Source organism: Glaciimonas sp. CA11.2 (assembly GCF_034314045.1).
Taxonomy (GTDB): domain Bacteria; phylum Pseudomonadota; class Gammaproteobacteria; order Burkholderiales; family Burkholderiaceae_D; genus Glaciimonas.
On record NZ_JAVIWL010000001.1, the window covers coordinates 5,027,673 to 5,043,101 of the forward strand.

Below are 15,429 nucleotides of genomic sequence, written 5' to 3' on the forward strand. Positions count from 1 at the left end.
GTACGCGAACTTAAACTGCACGTTCAAGCAACAACATTGCGCGAACCGGAGCATACGATTTACGATGGACTGGCGATACACCGTGTACACGCAGCCGCTCCAGATGTAATGCGGTCGGGTAGCCTTTGTGCTGATCGAAGGCATAGAGCGGATATTGCGCGTGCAAAATGTGCAACGCCGCATCACGCGCAGTTTTAGCGAGTATCGATGCAGCCGAAATCGCTTGAACCTTGTCATCCCCCTTCACAATCGCCTCGGCACGAATGCTCATAACCGGACAACGATTGCCGTCGATCAGCGCGAGCGTCGGTGGCATCGACAACCCTTCGACAGCACGCTTCATCGCCAGCATACTTGCCTGCAGAATATTTAGGGTATCGATCTCTTCCTCGCAGCATTCCGCAATCGACCAAGCTAACGCACACTCTTTAATTTGCACCGCCAATAGTTCGCGTCGCTCTGCTGTCAACTTTTTGGAATCACGCAGGCCGATAATAGGACGGGATGGATCAAGTATGACGGCTGCAGCAAAAACCGGCCCCGCGAGCGGTCCACGCCCTGCCTCGTCAACGCCACAAACAATCTCGTCTGGGTAGTCATAATCAAATAGCGGCAGATCAATGTCAGAAATTTTCAAATTAGTGTCCAACTATCTATAAAAAAATTCATAATAGTGCAATGTCGATACGATATCGGCAGACAAGGCGGCTTAGAAATCAAAGACACGCCAGCACTTTAACTTTACCAGTCACGGTCTTCAACTCTGGCAGAGCGCAGCATAACTCGCAACGCCTGGTCATTTAAGCAGCTCAATACATCGGGTATAATAATAAGAAGACATAATTAATACTGATCAATGATTTTCAATACTGCTTGTGCACTCTCGTTCGCGGTGTCGCGTAACAGCGCGATGTGCATCTCAGTAAAACGCTCACGCAACATCTCTTGAAGCGCTACGTCTTGCAATTGGCTCCACAACGCGTCAGCAAGCTTTTGCGGCGTTGCCGCATGCTGCAATAACTCTGGCACCAGAAATTCCCGGGCCAAAATATTTGGTAGTCCGATCCATGGCTGATAGCTCATGTGGCGCAATATTTCCCAAGTGGCACGCATCATCTTGTAAGCAATCACCATCGGTTTTTTGTACAGCGCGACTTCGAGCGATGCCGTACCGGATGCCACCAGAACAGCATTCGCTGCTTCCATTGCAACATGTGACTGACCATCAAGCAATTGGATTTCAACATCTTGCAAGCCAGCTTCTTTGATCAACTCGATAAACAAAGCGCGCTGTTTCGGGCCGGCCATTGGCGCTATAAAACATATATTTTTATCACGCGCTGCCAGCATTTTGGCAGCACCGACAAAACTGACTGTGTTGTAACGAAGCTCCGACATGCGGCTGCCCGGCAAAATTGCCACGACCGTAGCATTGGCTGGCAATCCTAGCGTGACACGTGCCCCCGCGACGTCCGGCACCATTGGAATGACTTGCGCGAGCGGATGGCCCACATAAGTTGCAGGAACTCCAGCCTGGCGATAAATTTTTTCTTCGAATGGAAATATCACCAGCATATGCGAACCGGAGCGTGCAATTTTCTTGATCCGCCCGCCACGCCAGGCCCAAATTGATGGACCGATAAAATGGACTGTGGGAATACCCGCGTGATTGAGTTGCGTTTCTAGTCCAAAATTAAAATCGGGAGCATCCACCCCAATAAAAATATTTGGCTTTTCGATGAGTAAGCGATCTCGCAAAGCGACCTGAATTCCTTTTAGCTCTCGATAGTGGGCGAGTACTTCAAATAAGCCGTTTACCGCTAGCTTATCCATCGCCCAATGACTAACGAATCCATAATCTGCCATCTTGGGACCACCGATGCCGTACATCAAAGCCTCCGGCAATTGTGGTCGCAACCCAGATAACAAACAACTCGCTAACAGATCGCCCGAGGTCTCTCCGGCCACCATTGCAATCGAAACAGGTGATATGTCCGGCACGTTAGCGAATAATGCCGCGTTGAGAAGAGCTGATGAATTCGCGCAGCATGCGAACATACTCGGCTGAGTCAGGAGACTTTAACTCTTCTGCCTCTAGCGCAGCTTTGGCTTCCTCTAAAGGTAATCCTGAACGATAAATCAATCGATAAGCACGCTTAATCGTCATGACCTGTTCGCTGCTAAAACCACGTCGTCGCAAGCCTTCGCTATTAATCCCCGCAGGAACTGCCCGATTACCGGCAGCTGTTACAAACGGGGGGACGTCCTGGCTGACTGCCGCAGTAAATGCAGTCATTGCGTGAGGGCCGATACGGCAAAATTGATGTATTGTGGTGAATCCCCCAAGCAAAACCCAGTCGCCCACGTGCACGTGTCCTGCCAATGTCGCATTATTTGCTATGACTGTATGACTGCCAATTTGACAGTCATGTGCAACGTGAACATAAGCCATTACCCAATTGTCATCACCTAACCGCGTGACACCGACATCCTGCGATGTCCCCAAATTGAGCGTTACAAATTCGCGGATTGTATTGCCGCTTCCAATCTCAAGGCGCGTCGGTTCGCCAGCGTATTTTTTGTCCTGTGGCGCTGCACCAATCGAGCCAAATTGAAAAAATGTATTATCACGACCAATGCTGGTATGCCCCTCAATCACAACATGTGGCCCAACCTTGGTTCCGGCATCGATAGTGACATTCGGCCCAATGATCGAATAAGCACCGACTTCGACCGTACTATCAAGTACAGCGCGGGAATCAACAACTGCGGTAGAGTGAATTCGACTCATCGAAATCACGCAGAAATATTAGCCGGAGCAACAGGAGCGACGGCATGTTCAGGCGTTACGGCATGGCGCATGGTGCACATAAATTCTGCCTCCACAGCAAGCTCTCCATCTACAGTGGCAATCGCTTTGTATTTCCAGATTCCACGTACCACGCGCAGAATTTCAACCTCTAGTTTGATCTGATCCCCGGGTTCGATAGGGCGACGGAAGCGCGCCTTATCTATACCTAGAAAATAGACCACAGTATTTTCGTCCGGTTTGCGGCCTTCACTCAAAAAAGATAATAACGCGGCTGTTTGCGCTAATGCCTCAATGGTTAATACACCGGGCATAACCGGTTTGTTCGGAAAGTGACCGTTAAAGAACTCTTCGTTGATCGTGACATTTTTGATAGCAGTAATCGATTTACCACTTTCCCAGCGCAATACCCGATCCACCAGTAATAACGGATAGCGATGCGGTAAGTATTCTTTAATCTGGCAAATATTGAGACCGTTATTAAGACTATTCATTATCTTTTTCTGTAAGCTGTTTAATGGAATTTTCCAAGGCCCGGATTTTCTGTCGTGTGGCGCTCAAATTGCGCACCAGCGCTGCCGATTTTTCCCAATCGCCATGCTTTGCAATTGGATAGAAACCCGTGTATTGACCTGGCTCCAAAATAGAACGTAAGGCGAGTGTACCGGCTGAAACGTGCACATGATCAACGATGGTGATATGACCATGTATCATAGCCGCGCCACCGATAGAGCAATATTTCCCAATCTTAGCGCTACCGGCAATGCCTGCACATGCAGCAATAGCAGTGTGCGCACCGATATGGCAGTTATGGGCAATCTGGATCTGGTTGTCCAGCTTAACCCCTTCTTCAATAACGGTATCGGATAAGGCTCCGCGGTCAATCGTCGTGTTTGCGCCAATTTCAACATCGTCCCCGATCATCACACGACCGGTTTGTGGAATTTTAACCCAAGTTCCTGCATCGTTCGCAAAACCGAATCCATCGGCGCCGATTACCGCACCCGAGTGGATGATACCGCGCTGACCAATTTCACATTCTGCATAAATCGTGACATGTGCATGTAATCGGGTCATCGACCCTATTTTTACAGCACGACCAATCACACAGCCCGGGCCGATATACGCATGATCAGCAATCACCGCCTCTGCATCAATAACAACGTTCGCACCAATACATGCGGTCGCCGCTATGCTTGCAGATGGATCTATAACGGCAGAAGGATGAATACCGGCATTCACCAATGGCGCATTTAGTTCCACAAAAATTTGCGCAACGCGCGCAAAGTAAGCATAGGGATTTGTAACAACAATACGTGTTCCCTGAAAGCTTACACTGAGGAAGGCATCATCCGCCACAGACAAAACGATGGCCGCTGCCTGACTTTGGATTGCTTGAGATCGAAACTTGGGATTGGAGAGAAATGTAATTTGTGTTGCCGTTGCATCACTTAACGGCGCAATGCCGGATATCGCAATATCCGCATCGCCAATTAACTGGCCGCCCAAGCGTTCGACCAGTTCTTTCAGCCGAATGCTCATTGTGGCCTCATTTAAAAACTAGATTACTTGTTGAGTGCTTTCAGCACTTTATCGGTAATGTCAATACGTTTATTCGCGTATACAGCATCCTGAAAGACGATATCGTAATTTTCAGCATCTGCAATTTGCTTAATTACCTTATTGGTCCGCTCCAGCACAATGGCCAACTCCTCATTCCGACGCTGGTTCAGATCCTCTCGAAACTCACGTTGTTTACGTTGAAAGTCTTTATCCAGATCAGCTAGTTCGCGTTGACGCTTTAATCGCTCAGATTCCGGAATTGTTGCAGAATCCTTATCTAACTTGTCAGACATACCCTTCAGGCGAGCAGCCAGATCCTGCAAATCTTTATCGCGCTTGGAAAACTCAGCCTGAATTTTAGCGTCTGCAGCCTTGGCAGGTGCAGCCTCACGGAAAATCCGTTCGTTACTAACAAAAGCGATTTTTGAACCCTCCTGCGCATAAACAGCCGCGCTCGAGGTCAGACAAAGTGCCAAAACCGCAGCCAATTTCAGCGATCCGAATGATGTAGTAAGAGACTTCAAAGCCGTTCTCCGCTATTCAAATTAAACATTATGCCATTCTTGTACAACAGTGCCATTTCTTAGAATCCTGTGCCTAACTGAAACTGGAAATGTTGCACTTTATCAGAAACACTTACACCATCTATAATTTGAGTTTTAGCATTCAAAGGCATACCCCAACTCAACTTCAATGGGCCAATCGGAGAGACCCAGCTCAAGCCGAAGCCAGTTGAGTACCGCAAGTCTTTGAAAGACATTGGCGTCTTATCAGCAAATACCTGACCGCCGTCCAGAAACGTAAACCAACGTAACGTACGATCATTGCCAGAACCAGGGAACGGAAACTGCATCTCGAGGTTACCAAATATACGCTTAGAGCCACCAAGTGAGTCGCCATATTGATCGACCTTCGAGCCGAGTGTTGAAGCTTCGTAACCGCGTACGGTTCCAATACCACCAGCATAATAGTTTTTGAAGACTGGGTAAGCCTGACCAAATAGCCCTGCACCGTAATCAACTTCGCCGTTCATTGCCAATGTCACGGCATTACCAAATAGCGGTTGGAAGTATTGATGCTGATAACTTGCTCTGTAGTAACGCAAAGTACCAACAGCAGATACTTCCAGATTAGCACGCTGATAACGGCCCTTTGTCGGAACCAGAGCGCTATCACGACTATCACGTTGCCAAGCTACAGTCAGAGGGAAACTAGTTGTCGCTGCCGAACTTGGACTTCTAAGGAAGCCCGTCGCAGGGTCAATTCTGCCATTACCGAAATCGGCCACATATTGCTGATAAAGGCTCGGGCTCAGACCATCCGCATATACTTTGGTATTTTCAACACCAATGCCGAAGAAAATCGTGTCAAGTTCTGAAAACGGAACACCGAACTTGACATCACTACCAAGAGTACGGACTTTATAGTCACCCTGCGTGTACACGGAAGGACTCACTGTGCGCAAGTACAAATCATACGTCCGACTGACGCCGTCGTCGGTGAAGTACGGATTGGTCTGCGATACGGCAATAGTCCGATTAGTGTGACTAGTGTTGACTTCCAAGCCTACCGTGTTACCACTACCAAACGCATTCTGTTGCTGAATAGAACCGGTTAAGCTGACTTTGTCGGCTTGTGAAAAACCTGCACCAATCATAATGTTACCGGTCGGCTTTTCGGTCACCGTCATGTTGACATCAACCTGATCCGTGGTCCCTGCGACTTCTGGCGTATCAATATTCACATCTTTAAAATAACCCAGGCGATCAACCCGATCACGCGATAATTTAATATTTGAACCGTCATACCATGAATCTTCAAATTGACGGAATTCACGACGCACCACTTCGTCACGGGTCTTGGTATTGCCAACCACATTTATGTGGCGCACGTAAACCCGTTTACCAGGGTCGACCATAATGGTAAACGCGACTTCCTTTTTATTCCGATCTAATATCGGATTAGCATTCACATTAGCAAATGCATAGCCGAAATTACCAAGGCGCTCTGAAATTTTCTTCGTAGTGTCGGTTAACTTCTGGCCGGAAAATACCTCACCTTTTTTCAGTTGTATTAATGACTTAAGCTCGTCTTCACGACCGAACATCTCACCTTCCAACTTGACATCAGATACTGTAAATTTATCGCCTTCATTAATATTTAAGGTAACGTAAATATCTTTTTTGTCTGGTGTAATTGATACTTGGCTAGAATCAATCTGCATTTCGATATAACCACGGTTCAAATAATACGAACGCAAGGTCTCTATGTCGCCAGCCAGTTTTTCTTTGGAATATTGATCAGCCTTGGTGTACCAGGTAAACCAACCTGGCGAACGCAAATTAAGTTGTTCTCGTAACTTATTGTCAGAAAAGACTTTATTTCCAACAAAATTAATTTGCTTGATGCGAGAAACGTCTCCTTCATCAACCGCAAAATTAATGTTAACGCGATTTCGCTCAACTGGCGTTACCGTCGTTGTGACTTTCATACCGTACAAACCACGCGACAAATACTGACGCTTCAACTCTTGCTCCGCGCGATCAACTAAAGCCTTAACGTAAATACGCGACTCACCGACGCCGATCTGCTTCAGGGCTTTGGTGAGCTGGTCTTTATCAAATTCTTTGGTTCCAGAGAATGCAACGCCAGCAATTGCAGGTCGCTCCTCGACCATAATCACTAGTACATTGCCATCCGACTCCACTCTGACGTCTTTGAAGAAACCAGTGGCATACAGCGCTTTAATGGAAGCTGTTGCCTTTTCGTCGTCGAAAGTTTCACCGACACGCACCGGGAGGTAATTGAAAACGGTACCAGCCTCGGTCCGTTGGATACCTTCGACACGAATATCCTTGATCACAAAAGGCTGCACAGCCAGCGCCTGTCCTGAACAGAGAGCGAAGGCCGCGATTGCGATCAAACGACGGGGAAGAATCGACAAAGGGAAATGCTGGGAATGTAATTTCATTAGCGATCGTTTGTTATCAATGTCCTCGCCGACCACGATTGTCGGACAAGAAGAAAAAACTTGAGATGAACCTCACTATTTGAGAAGCATGTAGCGAGGCTCAACACTAAAATATAAGGCGAACGATGTCATTAAACATAGCAACTGCCATTAACGTCATCAAAATGCCAATACCTGCACGTTGAGCAATTTCTCCAAAACGTTCAGGAACGGGACGTCCGGTCAAAACTTCCACCGAATAATACAGCAAAAGGCCCCCATCTAAAACCGGGATAGGGAGCAAATTCATGACACCTAAACTGATACTAATAAAAGCAATAAAGCTGAGATAACTAATTGCGCCAATACGTGCAGTTTGCCCTGCGTAGTCCGCTATAGTAATCGGACCAGTAATATTTTTCCAGGAAACCTGACCAACCAACATTTTTCCCAGCATTTTTAAGGTCAAAACGCTGCTATCCCAGGTTTTTTCGGCACCTTTTACCAGCGCTGCCAACGGCGTACTACTGGCAACAATCATTTCTGGCGCTAATGGTACCTCTACTTTAATCTGGCCGAATGTCTCGCCTTTATTTTCTTGCCGGGCTGGCGTCACTTCGAGTTGAAAAACCTGACCCTCACGCAATCCTGCGATGGTGAGCTTTTTATCTGGTGAGGAACGTACCTTTTCAACTAATGCCAAGCCATCATCAACCGCAAGACCATTAACACTCGTAATTAAATCACCCTCACGTAACCCAGCCTTCATAGCAGGCCCATCAGGCATGACTTTGCCCAGTACCGCTTTTGGTCGTGCCAGTGAAATCCCCAACTTCCCTAAAAAATCACCCTCTAGCTCCTTAGCGCTAATACTGTTTAACGGTAAAGTGACAGTATCCAATACATTTCCGCCTGAAGGTCCAGTATTCAGGTGCTGAACATCCAGCTTCACACTACCTTTTTCAAGCGCAACCTGCATCAGCTTCCAGCGAAGGTCTGACCAAATCTGAATAGGCTCACCATCCACCGCGGTCACCAACTCACCACCACGTAAGCCAGCTTGATAGGCTACAGATTGCTCTGGGACGGCGCGTAATTTAGGTGTCGGCTCTGGGATGCCATGGATGTATAAACCAGCGAATAACAAAATAGCGAGCGCAAAATTCGCTAGCGGCCCAGCAGCAACAATCGCTATACGCCGCCATACGGACTGATGCGTGAACTCACGCTTAAGATCTGCCGGAGACATGGCGCTAATGTCTTGCTCGCGCGCATCAAGCATTTTTACATAGCCGCCTAATGGCAACAGGGAGATCGCCCATTCGGTCTGATCTGGCCCAAAGCGGCGTGAGAAGATCACTTTTCCCATCCCGACAGAAAAACGCAAAACCTTCACGCCGCACAAACGTGCGACCGAGTAATGACCGAGTTCGTGAATGATGACTAATGAACCCAACGCCACCAGAAAAGCTAAAATTGTTTGTATGAAGGCCATCAGGAGATTAATGAGCGAACTGCAAGACGAGCCAGATGATCCTGCTCAAGCAGTGAGTTAATATCGGTTACCGTGCATAACGGCAACTTGTCCATAGTACGGGCGATTAATTGATCTATCATGCGAAATCCGATTTTTCCATCAAGAAACGCTTCGACAGCGACTTCGTTCGCTGCGTTTAATACCGTCGCCGCTGATCCCCCTGCCAACAGCGCATCATACGCGAGTTTCAAACAAGGGAAGCGAGTCAGGTCAGGCTTAGTAAATTGCAATTGACCGATTATAGTCAGATCAAGTGGAGCAACGCCAGAGGAAATACGCTCAGGGTAAGCCAAAGCATAAGCAATCGGCGTGCGCATATCAGGATTACCTAATTGCGCTAAAACAGAACCGTCCACGTAGGACACCATCGAATGAATAACACTTTGGGGATGGATCACCACCTCAATTTGACTCGCTGGCGTACCAAACAACCAATGCGCCTCGATGACTTCGAGGCCTTTGTTCATCATGGTCGCTGAATCGACTGAAATTTTTCGCCCCATTACCCAGTTAGGATGGGCAACTGCTTCTGCTGGCGTGACTAATTCGAGCGTCTCGACCGCTCTTCCGAGAAATGGACCACCAGATGCCGTCAACAGAATCTTGACAATTCCCGCAGCGCTCGGATCACGCTGATATCCGTGTGGCAGGCATTGAAAAATCGCATTATGCTCGCTGTCAATCGGCAAAAGCGTTGCGCCACTGATGCGCACGGCATCAATAAACAACTGGCCCGACATGACGAGCGCTTCTTTGTTCGCCAACAGGATTTTTTTTCCGGCATATGCTGCTGCCAGCGATGGTGCCAATCCTGCGGCACCAACAATCGCAGCCATGACCGTGTTGCAAGACGGTGAACTCGCCACTTCGCACAAGGCTTGCTCACCGTAAGAAACCTGTGTTTTTAAGCCTTTTGAAAGCAGTAGCCGTGACAATTGAGAGGCCGCTTGCGCAGTACCCACAACAGCAACCTGCGGCCTGAATTGTTCGCACTGCTCTGCCAGCTGCTCAATCCTGCTATGCGCGGTCAACGCGTAAACGGCATACCGCTCAGGATGGCGCGCAAGCACATCGAGCGTGGATACACCTATTGAGCCGGTTGAACCGAGAATTGTAATATTTTGCATGAGTGACCTTAAAACCAGTAACCCAATAATGCTACCAACGGGAGCACAGGAATCAACGCATCAATTCGATCTAAAACGCCGCCATGCCCCGGTAACAGTTGACTGCTATCCTTAAAGCCGGCACGGCGTTTTAATAATGACTCAAATAAGTCCCCTATTACACTCGCCATTACCAATATTGTCATGACACCAAATAAGCCAGGCCAACCCCACACCAGGAATAGCTGCACAGGAAAAGTATCTGCTAACGGTATCGCTGCAGGAGAAACGCAAATGAGGCTGGCGATCACCAACACAAATACCCAGCCTCCAATCGCCCCCTCCCACGATTTACCCGGCGAAATGGACGGTGCTAACTTACGTCTTCCAAACGCTTTGCCACAAAAATAGGCGCCAATATCTGCAACCCACACGATGGCCATCACTGAAAGCAAGTAAATTGGAGAATGCAGGAAAAGTCCGAGGATAGCAAGAAAACAACCAAAAATCGAGATCGCGTAGGTGAATCCAACGATGCGATTACCAACACTGTTGAGCGCCGGCAATCCTAAACCCAAAGAAGGCGTAAAACGCAGACACCAAAGCGCTACGCAAAGAGCAAATAGCGAACCCAGATTGGCACCATTGCCTTTTACCAATACCAAAATGAGTAAGATCATTGTAGCAGCGGCACAAGCTAACGCACGCTGGCCAGTGACGCCAAAAAGCCGCGCGCACTCCCAAATGGCAGCGGCAAAAAAAAGTACGGCGACAATAGCAAACGCAGGAAAAAAATTGAGATAAAGAATCGGCAATAACACTGCCAATAGTAACAACGCTGTAATTACACGCGTTTTAAGCATCAAGACGCCTTTTTATGTTTTACCAATTGCTCACTGGTACGCCCAAAGCGACGCTCACGCTGCTGATAAGAGGCAATCGCCTTATCTAGTTCAGCGGCGTCAAAATCAGGCCAATAAGTATCCGTAAAATAGAGTTCGCTATACGCTAATTGCCATAGCAAAAAATTGGAAATCCGCTGCTCACCGCCAGTGCGAATAAATAGGTCTGGTTCCGGCGCATAAGCCATAGCCAGATGCTCAGCGAGTTGATCTTCAGTAAACGACAACCCGTTGTCAGGGATACCTTGGGCCAACATCTTTTTTACAGCCTGCATAACGTCCCAACGACCACCATAATTTGCACAAATGGTGACAGTTAAATTGGTATTGTTCGCAGTTTTACGCTCAGCATTGGCAATCATATCCCGCAACTTAGCGTCAAAACGACTCAGATCACCAACCACCTTCAGACGAATTCCATTGTTATGCATTTTTCCAACTTCACGTTCGAGCGCGGTAACAAAAAGGCGCATTAATAATGACACCTCTTCTTCAGGACGTCGCCAGTTCTCAGAACTAAATGCAAACAAAGTGACAAACTCGACACCAAGCTTGGCACATGTCTCTACAATATTACGAACCGCCTCGACGCCTTTACCGTGCCCCGCAAAGCGTGGCAAAAATCGGCGCGTAGCCCAACGGCCGTTGCCATCCATAATGATAGCTATATGCCGAGGCACTACCGCACTTGACGGCACTGAAAGCGTCGAACTTGAATAAGTCATGAAAAATGAAATAAGAATGATTGTTTAGAGCCTGCTGCTTCGAATCGTCCGTAAAATTCTCGGTACCGATTTAGAATCTTACTACGCAGACTTGATCGGAATGCGGGAGCAGCACAAAAAATTTCACTTACAGAAAAATTTCTTCTAGTAAACGTCTGTTCATGTGCCGCTCGTCAATCCATTGATGGCTGCTTACAAAATATCCTGAATCGGACATCCAGCAATACTTTACACCGTCAAAATTTCTTTTTCTTTATCTACGACCTGCTTGTCTACATCGGATACCGCTTTGTCTGTCAGCTTCTGAATTTCATCTTGGGCGCGTCGCTCGTCATCATCGGAGCACTCTTTATCTTTAACGAGTTTTTTTAGCCCTTCATTGGCGTCTCGACGAATATTACGTATAGCAATTTTCGCATCTTCTGCTTCGCTTTTGACGAGTTTGACCATTTCTTTACGACGTTCTTCCGTCAATGCCGGAGTCGGAACACGAATGATCTCTCCTTGCGTCGATGGATTCAGGCCTAAATCAGCTTCCCGAATCGCTTTTTCGATGACAGCAATCATCTTCTTTTCGAATGGCTGTACACCGATGGTACGGGCATCAATTAAGGTCACACTTGCGACCTGGCTCAAAGCCGTGGGGCTACCGTAATACTCAACTTGAACATGGTCCAATATGCCGGTATGGGCACGGCCGGTACGTACTTTGGCCAAATCTGCGCGCAAAGTCTCAAGGGACTTCTGCATTCTCAGATCGGTACTTTTTTTAACGTCAGCAACGCTCATGCTGCTCTCCTATTCGTAAGCCTTAGGCTTTAATCTTTGAATAACTTAATTTAAAAAACTGCCTAATATTCAGCTATACCGTCCACTAAACATTCCAAGATATCATTCTAGAATGAAGACCCTGCGGAGATACCATGCAGGTCCACCCTCACACGCGTGAACAGGTTGATATTTTAAACGTGAACCAGCGTACCCTCATCTTCACCCATAATCACGCGCAGTAACGCGCCCGGTTTATTGATAGAAAATACTTTAATGGGTAGCTTTTGATCGCGGCACAACGCAAACGCCGTTGCGTCCATTACTTGCAGATGCTTAGTAATAACTTCATCAAAAGTAATAGTGGTGTAGCGTGTCGCGGCAGGGTCTTTTTGAGGATCTGCGCTGTAGACGCCATCAACTTTGGTCGCTTTAAGCACTATTTCGGCGCCAATTTCGGAACCGCGCAACGCCGCCGCCGTATCCGTAGTAAAAAATGGGTTACCAGTACCTGCTGCAAAAATCACTACTTTATCTTCTTCCAGATATTGCAACGCTTTTGGTCGTACATATGGTTCTACCACTTGCTCGATACTGATCGCCGACATGACGCGTGCAGTCAATCCGGCTTGACGCATAGCATCTGCCAGCGCTAGTGAGTTCATCACTGTTGCCAACATGCCCATATAATCTGCCGTGGCGCGATCCATTCCTTCTGCACCGGGTGCCACACCGCGGAAAATATTTCCGCCGCCTATAACAATCGCCAGTTGCACACCTAGCGCTGCAATTTCGGCAACATCGGCAACCATACGATCGATAGTCGCTCGATTGATGCCATAGGCATCATTGCCCATCAGGGCTTCACCGGAGAGCTTAAGGAGAACACGCTTATATGCTGGTTTGGTCATGGTCTGAGTCCTTCGTTCTATCCGATTAACAATTAATTATTACGTATTTTTATTATTACACTAGCTATTCGAGGCTACTATTTTTTAAATTAGCCACCTCGATATTTACTACGATCATGCATTACAACTTAGCTGTACAAATTACAACTTTGCGCCTGTAAAGTAAATCCGCCCCATTAAACTGCAGGCGATTTGCAGTCACAAAATGCTTGTCGCGCCATTTAGTCCACGTATGGATCAAAAAATTCCCGACAACAGAAAAAACGGGCCTTCCGGCCCGCTTTTTCCTATTATTTAAGCTTGTCCGGCTGCGGCAACCGTTGCCGCAACCTCTGCAGCAAAGTCATCTACTTTTTTCTCTATGCCTTCACCGACCACAAACATCGCGAACGACTTAACGCTGGCATTTGCCTCTTTAAGCATTTGTTCGACGGTTTGTTTGTCGTTTTTTACGAACGACTGATTCAATAAAGAAACTTCTTTCAAGAACTTCTGTACCGAGCCTTCAATCATCTTTGCAGCGATTTCAGCAGGTTTGCCAGATTCTGCAGCCTTCAAAGTCGCTACCGAGCGTTCTTTTTCGATCAGTTCCGCTGGCACTTGATCCGAAGACAACGATACTGGCTTCATTGCAGCAATATGCATAGCAACATCTTTTCCGACTTGCTCATTCGCAGCGTCGTACTCAACCATTACACCAATACTGGTGCCGTGAATATAAGAAGCGAGTTTGGCAGTGGTTTCAAAACGCTGAAAACGACGAATCGACATATTCTCACCGATACGACCAATCAATTCTGTACGACAAGATTCGACAGTACCTCCATTCAATGGCAAGGCGGATAAAGCAGCGATGTCAGCTGGATTATTTTCCGCTGCCAACTTGGCGCAAGCGTTAACCAATGCGATGAATTCGTCATTTTTGGTTACGAAGTCTGTTTCGCAGTTAACTTCTACCAAAGCGCCAACGCCGCCAGTGATATAAGCAGCAACAACGCCTTCGGCTGTAATCCGGGAGGCTGCCTTCGAGGCTTTTCCACCTAATTTAACACGCAAAATTTCTTCTGCTTTGACCATGTCGCCTTCGGCTTCCGTCAACGCTTTTTTGCATTCCATCATTGGCGCATCAGTTTTTGCGCGCAGTTCACCAACCAGTGCTGCAGTAATTACTGCCATATTATTCTCCTAGAATTGGGGCGGGTAAGGCGCTTTCGCCATCTGGTCGCTTAAGTCTCTTGTGAGGCTAAAACCGTCAAGAACTAGACCGAACCATCATCCGCACACCAGTCAAAAATATTCGGGATATACAAAAAAAGGGGCCATCGCTGCCCCCTTTTTTTGGTTGAAGTGTGTTACCTCAATCTCAGGATTTACGCCTGATCGTTAACTTCAACGAACTCGTCACCAGCATTAGCCTTGATCAACTCAACTACATCATTAACAGCGTTAGCACGGCCTTCAATGATTGCATCAGCAACACCACGAGCGTACAAAGCAATTGCTTTAGACGAATCGTCGTTACCAGGAATAATGTAAGTTACGCCTTCTGGTGAGTGGTTGGTATCAACAACGCCGATCACCGGGATTCCCAGTTTTGCGGCTTCAGTGATAGCGCCTTTGTGGTAACCGACGTCGATAACAAAGATTGCGTCAGGAATGCCGCCCATATCCTTGATACCGCCAATAGCTTTTTGCAATTTGATCATTTCACGCTGGAACATCAAACCTTCTTTTTTGCTCAGATTTTCTACTGAACCGTCAGCGATCGAAGCTTCCATTTCTTTCAGGCGCTTGATCGAAGTCTTGATGGTTTTGAAATTAGTCAGCATACCGCCCAACCAACGTTGATCAACGAAAGGTGAACCTGAACGTGCAGCTTCAGCAGCGATGATTTCACGTGCCTGACGCTTTGTACCAACAAACAGGATGTTGCCGCGATTGGATGACAATTGGCGAATATACTTCATCGCTTCTTGGTACATACCAAGGGTTTTTTCGAGGTTGACAATGTGAATTTTGTTACGATGACCGAAGATGTAAGGTGCCATCTTTGGGTTCCAAAAACGAGTTTGGTGACCAAAGTGAACACCGGCTTCCAGCATTTCGAGCATTGTTACGGACATAATTTTCTCCAGGGTTGGGTCTGGAATCTGCTCAG

General features: G+C 47.3%; 15 protein-coding genes. All 15 read right to left on the reverse strand.

The features are described 5' to 3' along the window. Nucleotides 1–10 precede the first annotated feature (10 nt). Nucleotides 11–637: a ribonuclease HII gene (rnhB, locus tag RGU75_RS21735; RefSeq protein WP_322239574.1), complete on the reverse strand. Its 627-nt coding sequence runs from the start codon at nucleotides 635–637 to the stop codon at nucleotides 11–13. Nucleotides 638–843: 206 nt separating this feature from the next. Then, entirely contained in the window at nucleotides 844–2,001 is a 1,158-nt protein-coding gene (gene lpxB, locus RGU75_RS21740; RefSeq protein WP_322239577.1) for a lipid-A-disaccharide synthase, read from the reverse strand. Nucleotide 2,002: 1 nt separating this feature from the next. After that, complete coding sequence (gene lpxA, locus RGU75_RS21745) at nucleotides 2,003–2,791, reverse strand: acyl-ACP--UDP-N-acetylglucosamine O-acyltransferase (RefSeq protein WP_322239579.1); 789 nt, start codon at nucleotides 2,789–2,791, stop codon at nucleotides 2,003–2,005. Nucleotides 2,792–2,796: 5 nt separating this feature from the next. Beyond that, nucleotides 2,797–3,303: a 3-hydroxyacyl-ACP dehydratase FabZ gene (fabZ, locus tag RGU75_RS21750; RefSeq protein WP_322239581.1), complete on the reverse strand. Its 507-nt coding sequence runs from the start codon at nucleotides 3,301–3,303 to the stop codon at nucleotides 2,797–2,799. Beyond that, nucleotides 3,296–4,351: a UDP-3-O-(3-hydroxymyristoyl)glucosamine N-acyltransferase gene (gene lpxD, locus RGU75_RS21755; protein WP_322239583.1), complete on the reverse strand. Its 1,056-nt coding sequence runs from the start codon at nucleotides 4,349–4,351 to the stop codon at nucleotides 3,296–3,298. The genes fabZ and lpxD overlap by 8 nt, the downstream gene beginning before the upstream one ends. 23 nt (nucleotides 4,352–4,374) lie before the next feature. Next, nucleotides 4,375–4,896, reverse strand: coding sequence for an OmpH family outer membrane protein (locus RGU75_RS21760; protein ID WP_416186840.1), 522 nt, complete (start codon nucleotides 4,894–4,896; stop codon nucleotides 4,375–4,377). Between the two features lie 59 nt (nucleotides 4,897–4,955). Then, nucleotides 4,956–7,343 carry an outer membrane protein assembly factor BamA gene (gene bamA, locus RGU75_RS21765; protein WP_322239585.1) on the reverse strand — a complete coding sequence of 796 codons (2,388 nt, stop codon included), beginning with the start codon at nucleotides 7,341–7,343 and terminating at the stop codon, nucleotides 4,956–4,958. A gap of 106 nt (nucleotides 7,344–7,449) precedes the next feature. Then, a complete protein-coding gene (gene rseP / locus RGU75_RS21770; RefSeq protein ID WP_322239587.1) occupies nucleotides 7,450–8,817 on the reverse strand; it encodes an RIP metalloprotease RseP in 1,368 nt (455 codons plus the stop codon). Further along, complete coding sequence (ispC, locus tag RGU75_RS21775; protein WP_322239589.1) at nucleotides 8,817–9,986, reverse strand: 1-deoxy-D-xylulose-5-phosphate reductoisomerase; 1,170 nt, start codon at nucleotides 9,984–9,986, stop codon at nucleotides 8,817–8,819. Before ispC ends, rseP begins: the two co-directional genes overlap by 1 nt. A gap of 8 nt (nucleotides 9,987–9,994) precedes the next feature. Beyond that, nucleotides 9,995–10,828, reverse strand: a complete 834-nt coding sequence (locus RGU75_RS21780; protein ID WP_322239591.1) for a phosphatidate cytidylyltransferase — start codon at nucleotides 10,826–10,828, stop codon at nucleotides 9,995–9,997. Beyond that, the gene (gene uppS / locus RGU75_RS21785) at nucleotides 10,828–11,592 is read right to left on the reverse strand and encodes a polyprenyl diphosphate synthase (protein ID WP_322239593.1); all 765 of its coding nucleotides are present in this window, start codon (nucleotides 11,590–11,592) and stop codon (nucleotides 10,828–10,830) included. Before uppS ends, RGU75_RS21780 begins: the two co-directional genes overlap by 1 nt. Nucleotides 11,593–11,820: 228 nt before the next feature. Further along, the gene (gene frr, locus RGU75_RS21790) at nucleotides 11,821–12,381 is read right to left on the reverse strand and encodes a ribosome recycling factor (RefSeq protein ID WP_322239595.1); all 561 of its coding nucleotides are present in this window, start codon (nucleotides 12,379–12,381) and stop codon (nucleotides 11,821–11,823) included. Nucleotides 12,382–12,554: 173 nt separating this feature from the next. Next, entirely contained in the window at nucleotides 12,555–13,271 is a 717-nt protein-coding gene (gene pyrH / locus RGU75_RS21795; protein ID WP_322239597.1) for a UMP kinase, read from the reverse strand. Nucleotides 13,272–13,565: 294 nt separating this feature from the next. Continuing rightward, nucleotides 13,566–14,447, reverse strand: coding sequence for a translation elongation factor Ts (tsf, locus tag RGU75_RS21800; RefSeq protein ID WP_322239599.1), 882 nt, complete (start codon nucleotides 14,445–14,447; stop codon nucleotides 13,566–13,568). 194 nt (nucleotides 14,448–14,641) lie between these two features. Further along, nucleotides 14,642–15,394, reverse strand: a complete 753-nt coding sequence (gene rpsB, locus RGU75_RS21805; RefSeq protein WP_322239601.1) for a 30S ribosomal protein S2 — start codon at nucleotides 15,392–15,394, stop codon at nucleotides 14,642–14,644. Between the last annotated feature and the right edge of the window lie 35 nt (nucleotides 15,395–15,429).

What these genes read in the sequence shown, in the direction of transcription:
- lpxA (WP_322239579.1), bottom strand. Translation starts at nt 2,791, where the DNA reads ATGAGTCGAATTCACTCTACCGCAGTTGTTGATTCCCGCGCTGTACTT.
- fabZ (WP_322239581.1), bottom strand. Translation starts at nt 3,303, where the DNA reads ATGAATAGTCTTAATAACGGTCTCAATATTTGCCAGATTAAAGAATAC.
- lpxD (WP_322239583.1), bottom strand. Translation starts at nt 4,351, where the DNA reads ATGAGCATTCGGCTGAAAGAACTGGTCGAACGCTTGGGCGGCCAGTTA.
- bamA (WP_322239585.1), bottom strand. Translation starts at nt 7,343, where the DNA reads ATGAAATTACATTCCCAGCATTTCCCTTTGTCGATTCTTCCCCGTCGT.
- rseP (WP_322239587.1), bottom strand. Translation starts at nt 8,817, where the DNA reads ATGGCCTTCATACAAACAATTTTAGCTTTTCTGGTGGCGTTGGGTTCA.
- ispC (WP_322239589.1), bottom strand. Translation starts at nt 9,986, where the DNA reads ATGCAAAATATTACAATTCTCGGTTCAACCGGCTCAATAGGTGTATCC.
- RGU75_RS21780 (WP_322239591.1), bottom strand. Translation starts at nt 10,828, where the DNA reads ATGCTTAAAACGCGTGTAATTACAGCGTTGTTACTATTGGCAGTGTTA.
- uppS (WP_322239593.1), bottom strand. Translation starts at nt 11,592, where the DNA reads ATGACTTATTCAAGTTCGACGCTTTCAGTGCCGTCAAGTGCGGTAGTG.
- frr (WP_322239595.1), bottom strand. Translation starts at nt 12,381, where the DNA reads ATGAGCGTTGCTGACGTTAAAAAAAGTACCGATCTGAGAATGCAGAAG.
- pyrH (WP_322239597.1), bottom strand. Translation starts at nt 13,271, where the DNA reads ATGACCAAACCAGCATATAAGCGTGTTCTCCTTAAGCTCTCCGGTGAA.
- tsf (WP_322239599.1), bottom strand. Translation starts at nt 14,447, where the DNA reads ATGGCAGTAATTACTGCAGCACTGGTTGGTGAACTGCGCGCAAAAACT.
- rpsB (WP_322239601.1), bottom strand. Translation starts at nt 15,394, where the DNA reads ATGTCCGTAACAATGCTCGAAATGCTGGAAGCCGGTGTTCACTTTGGT.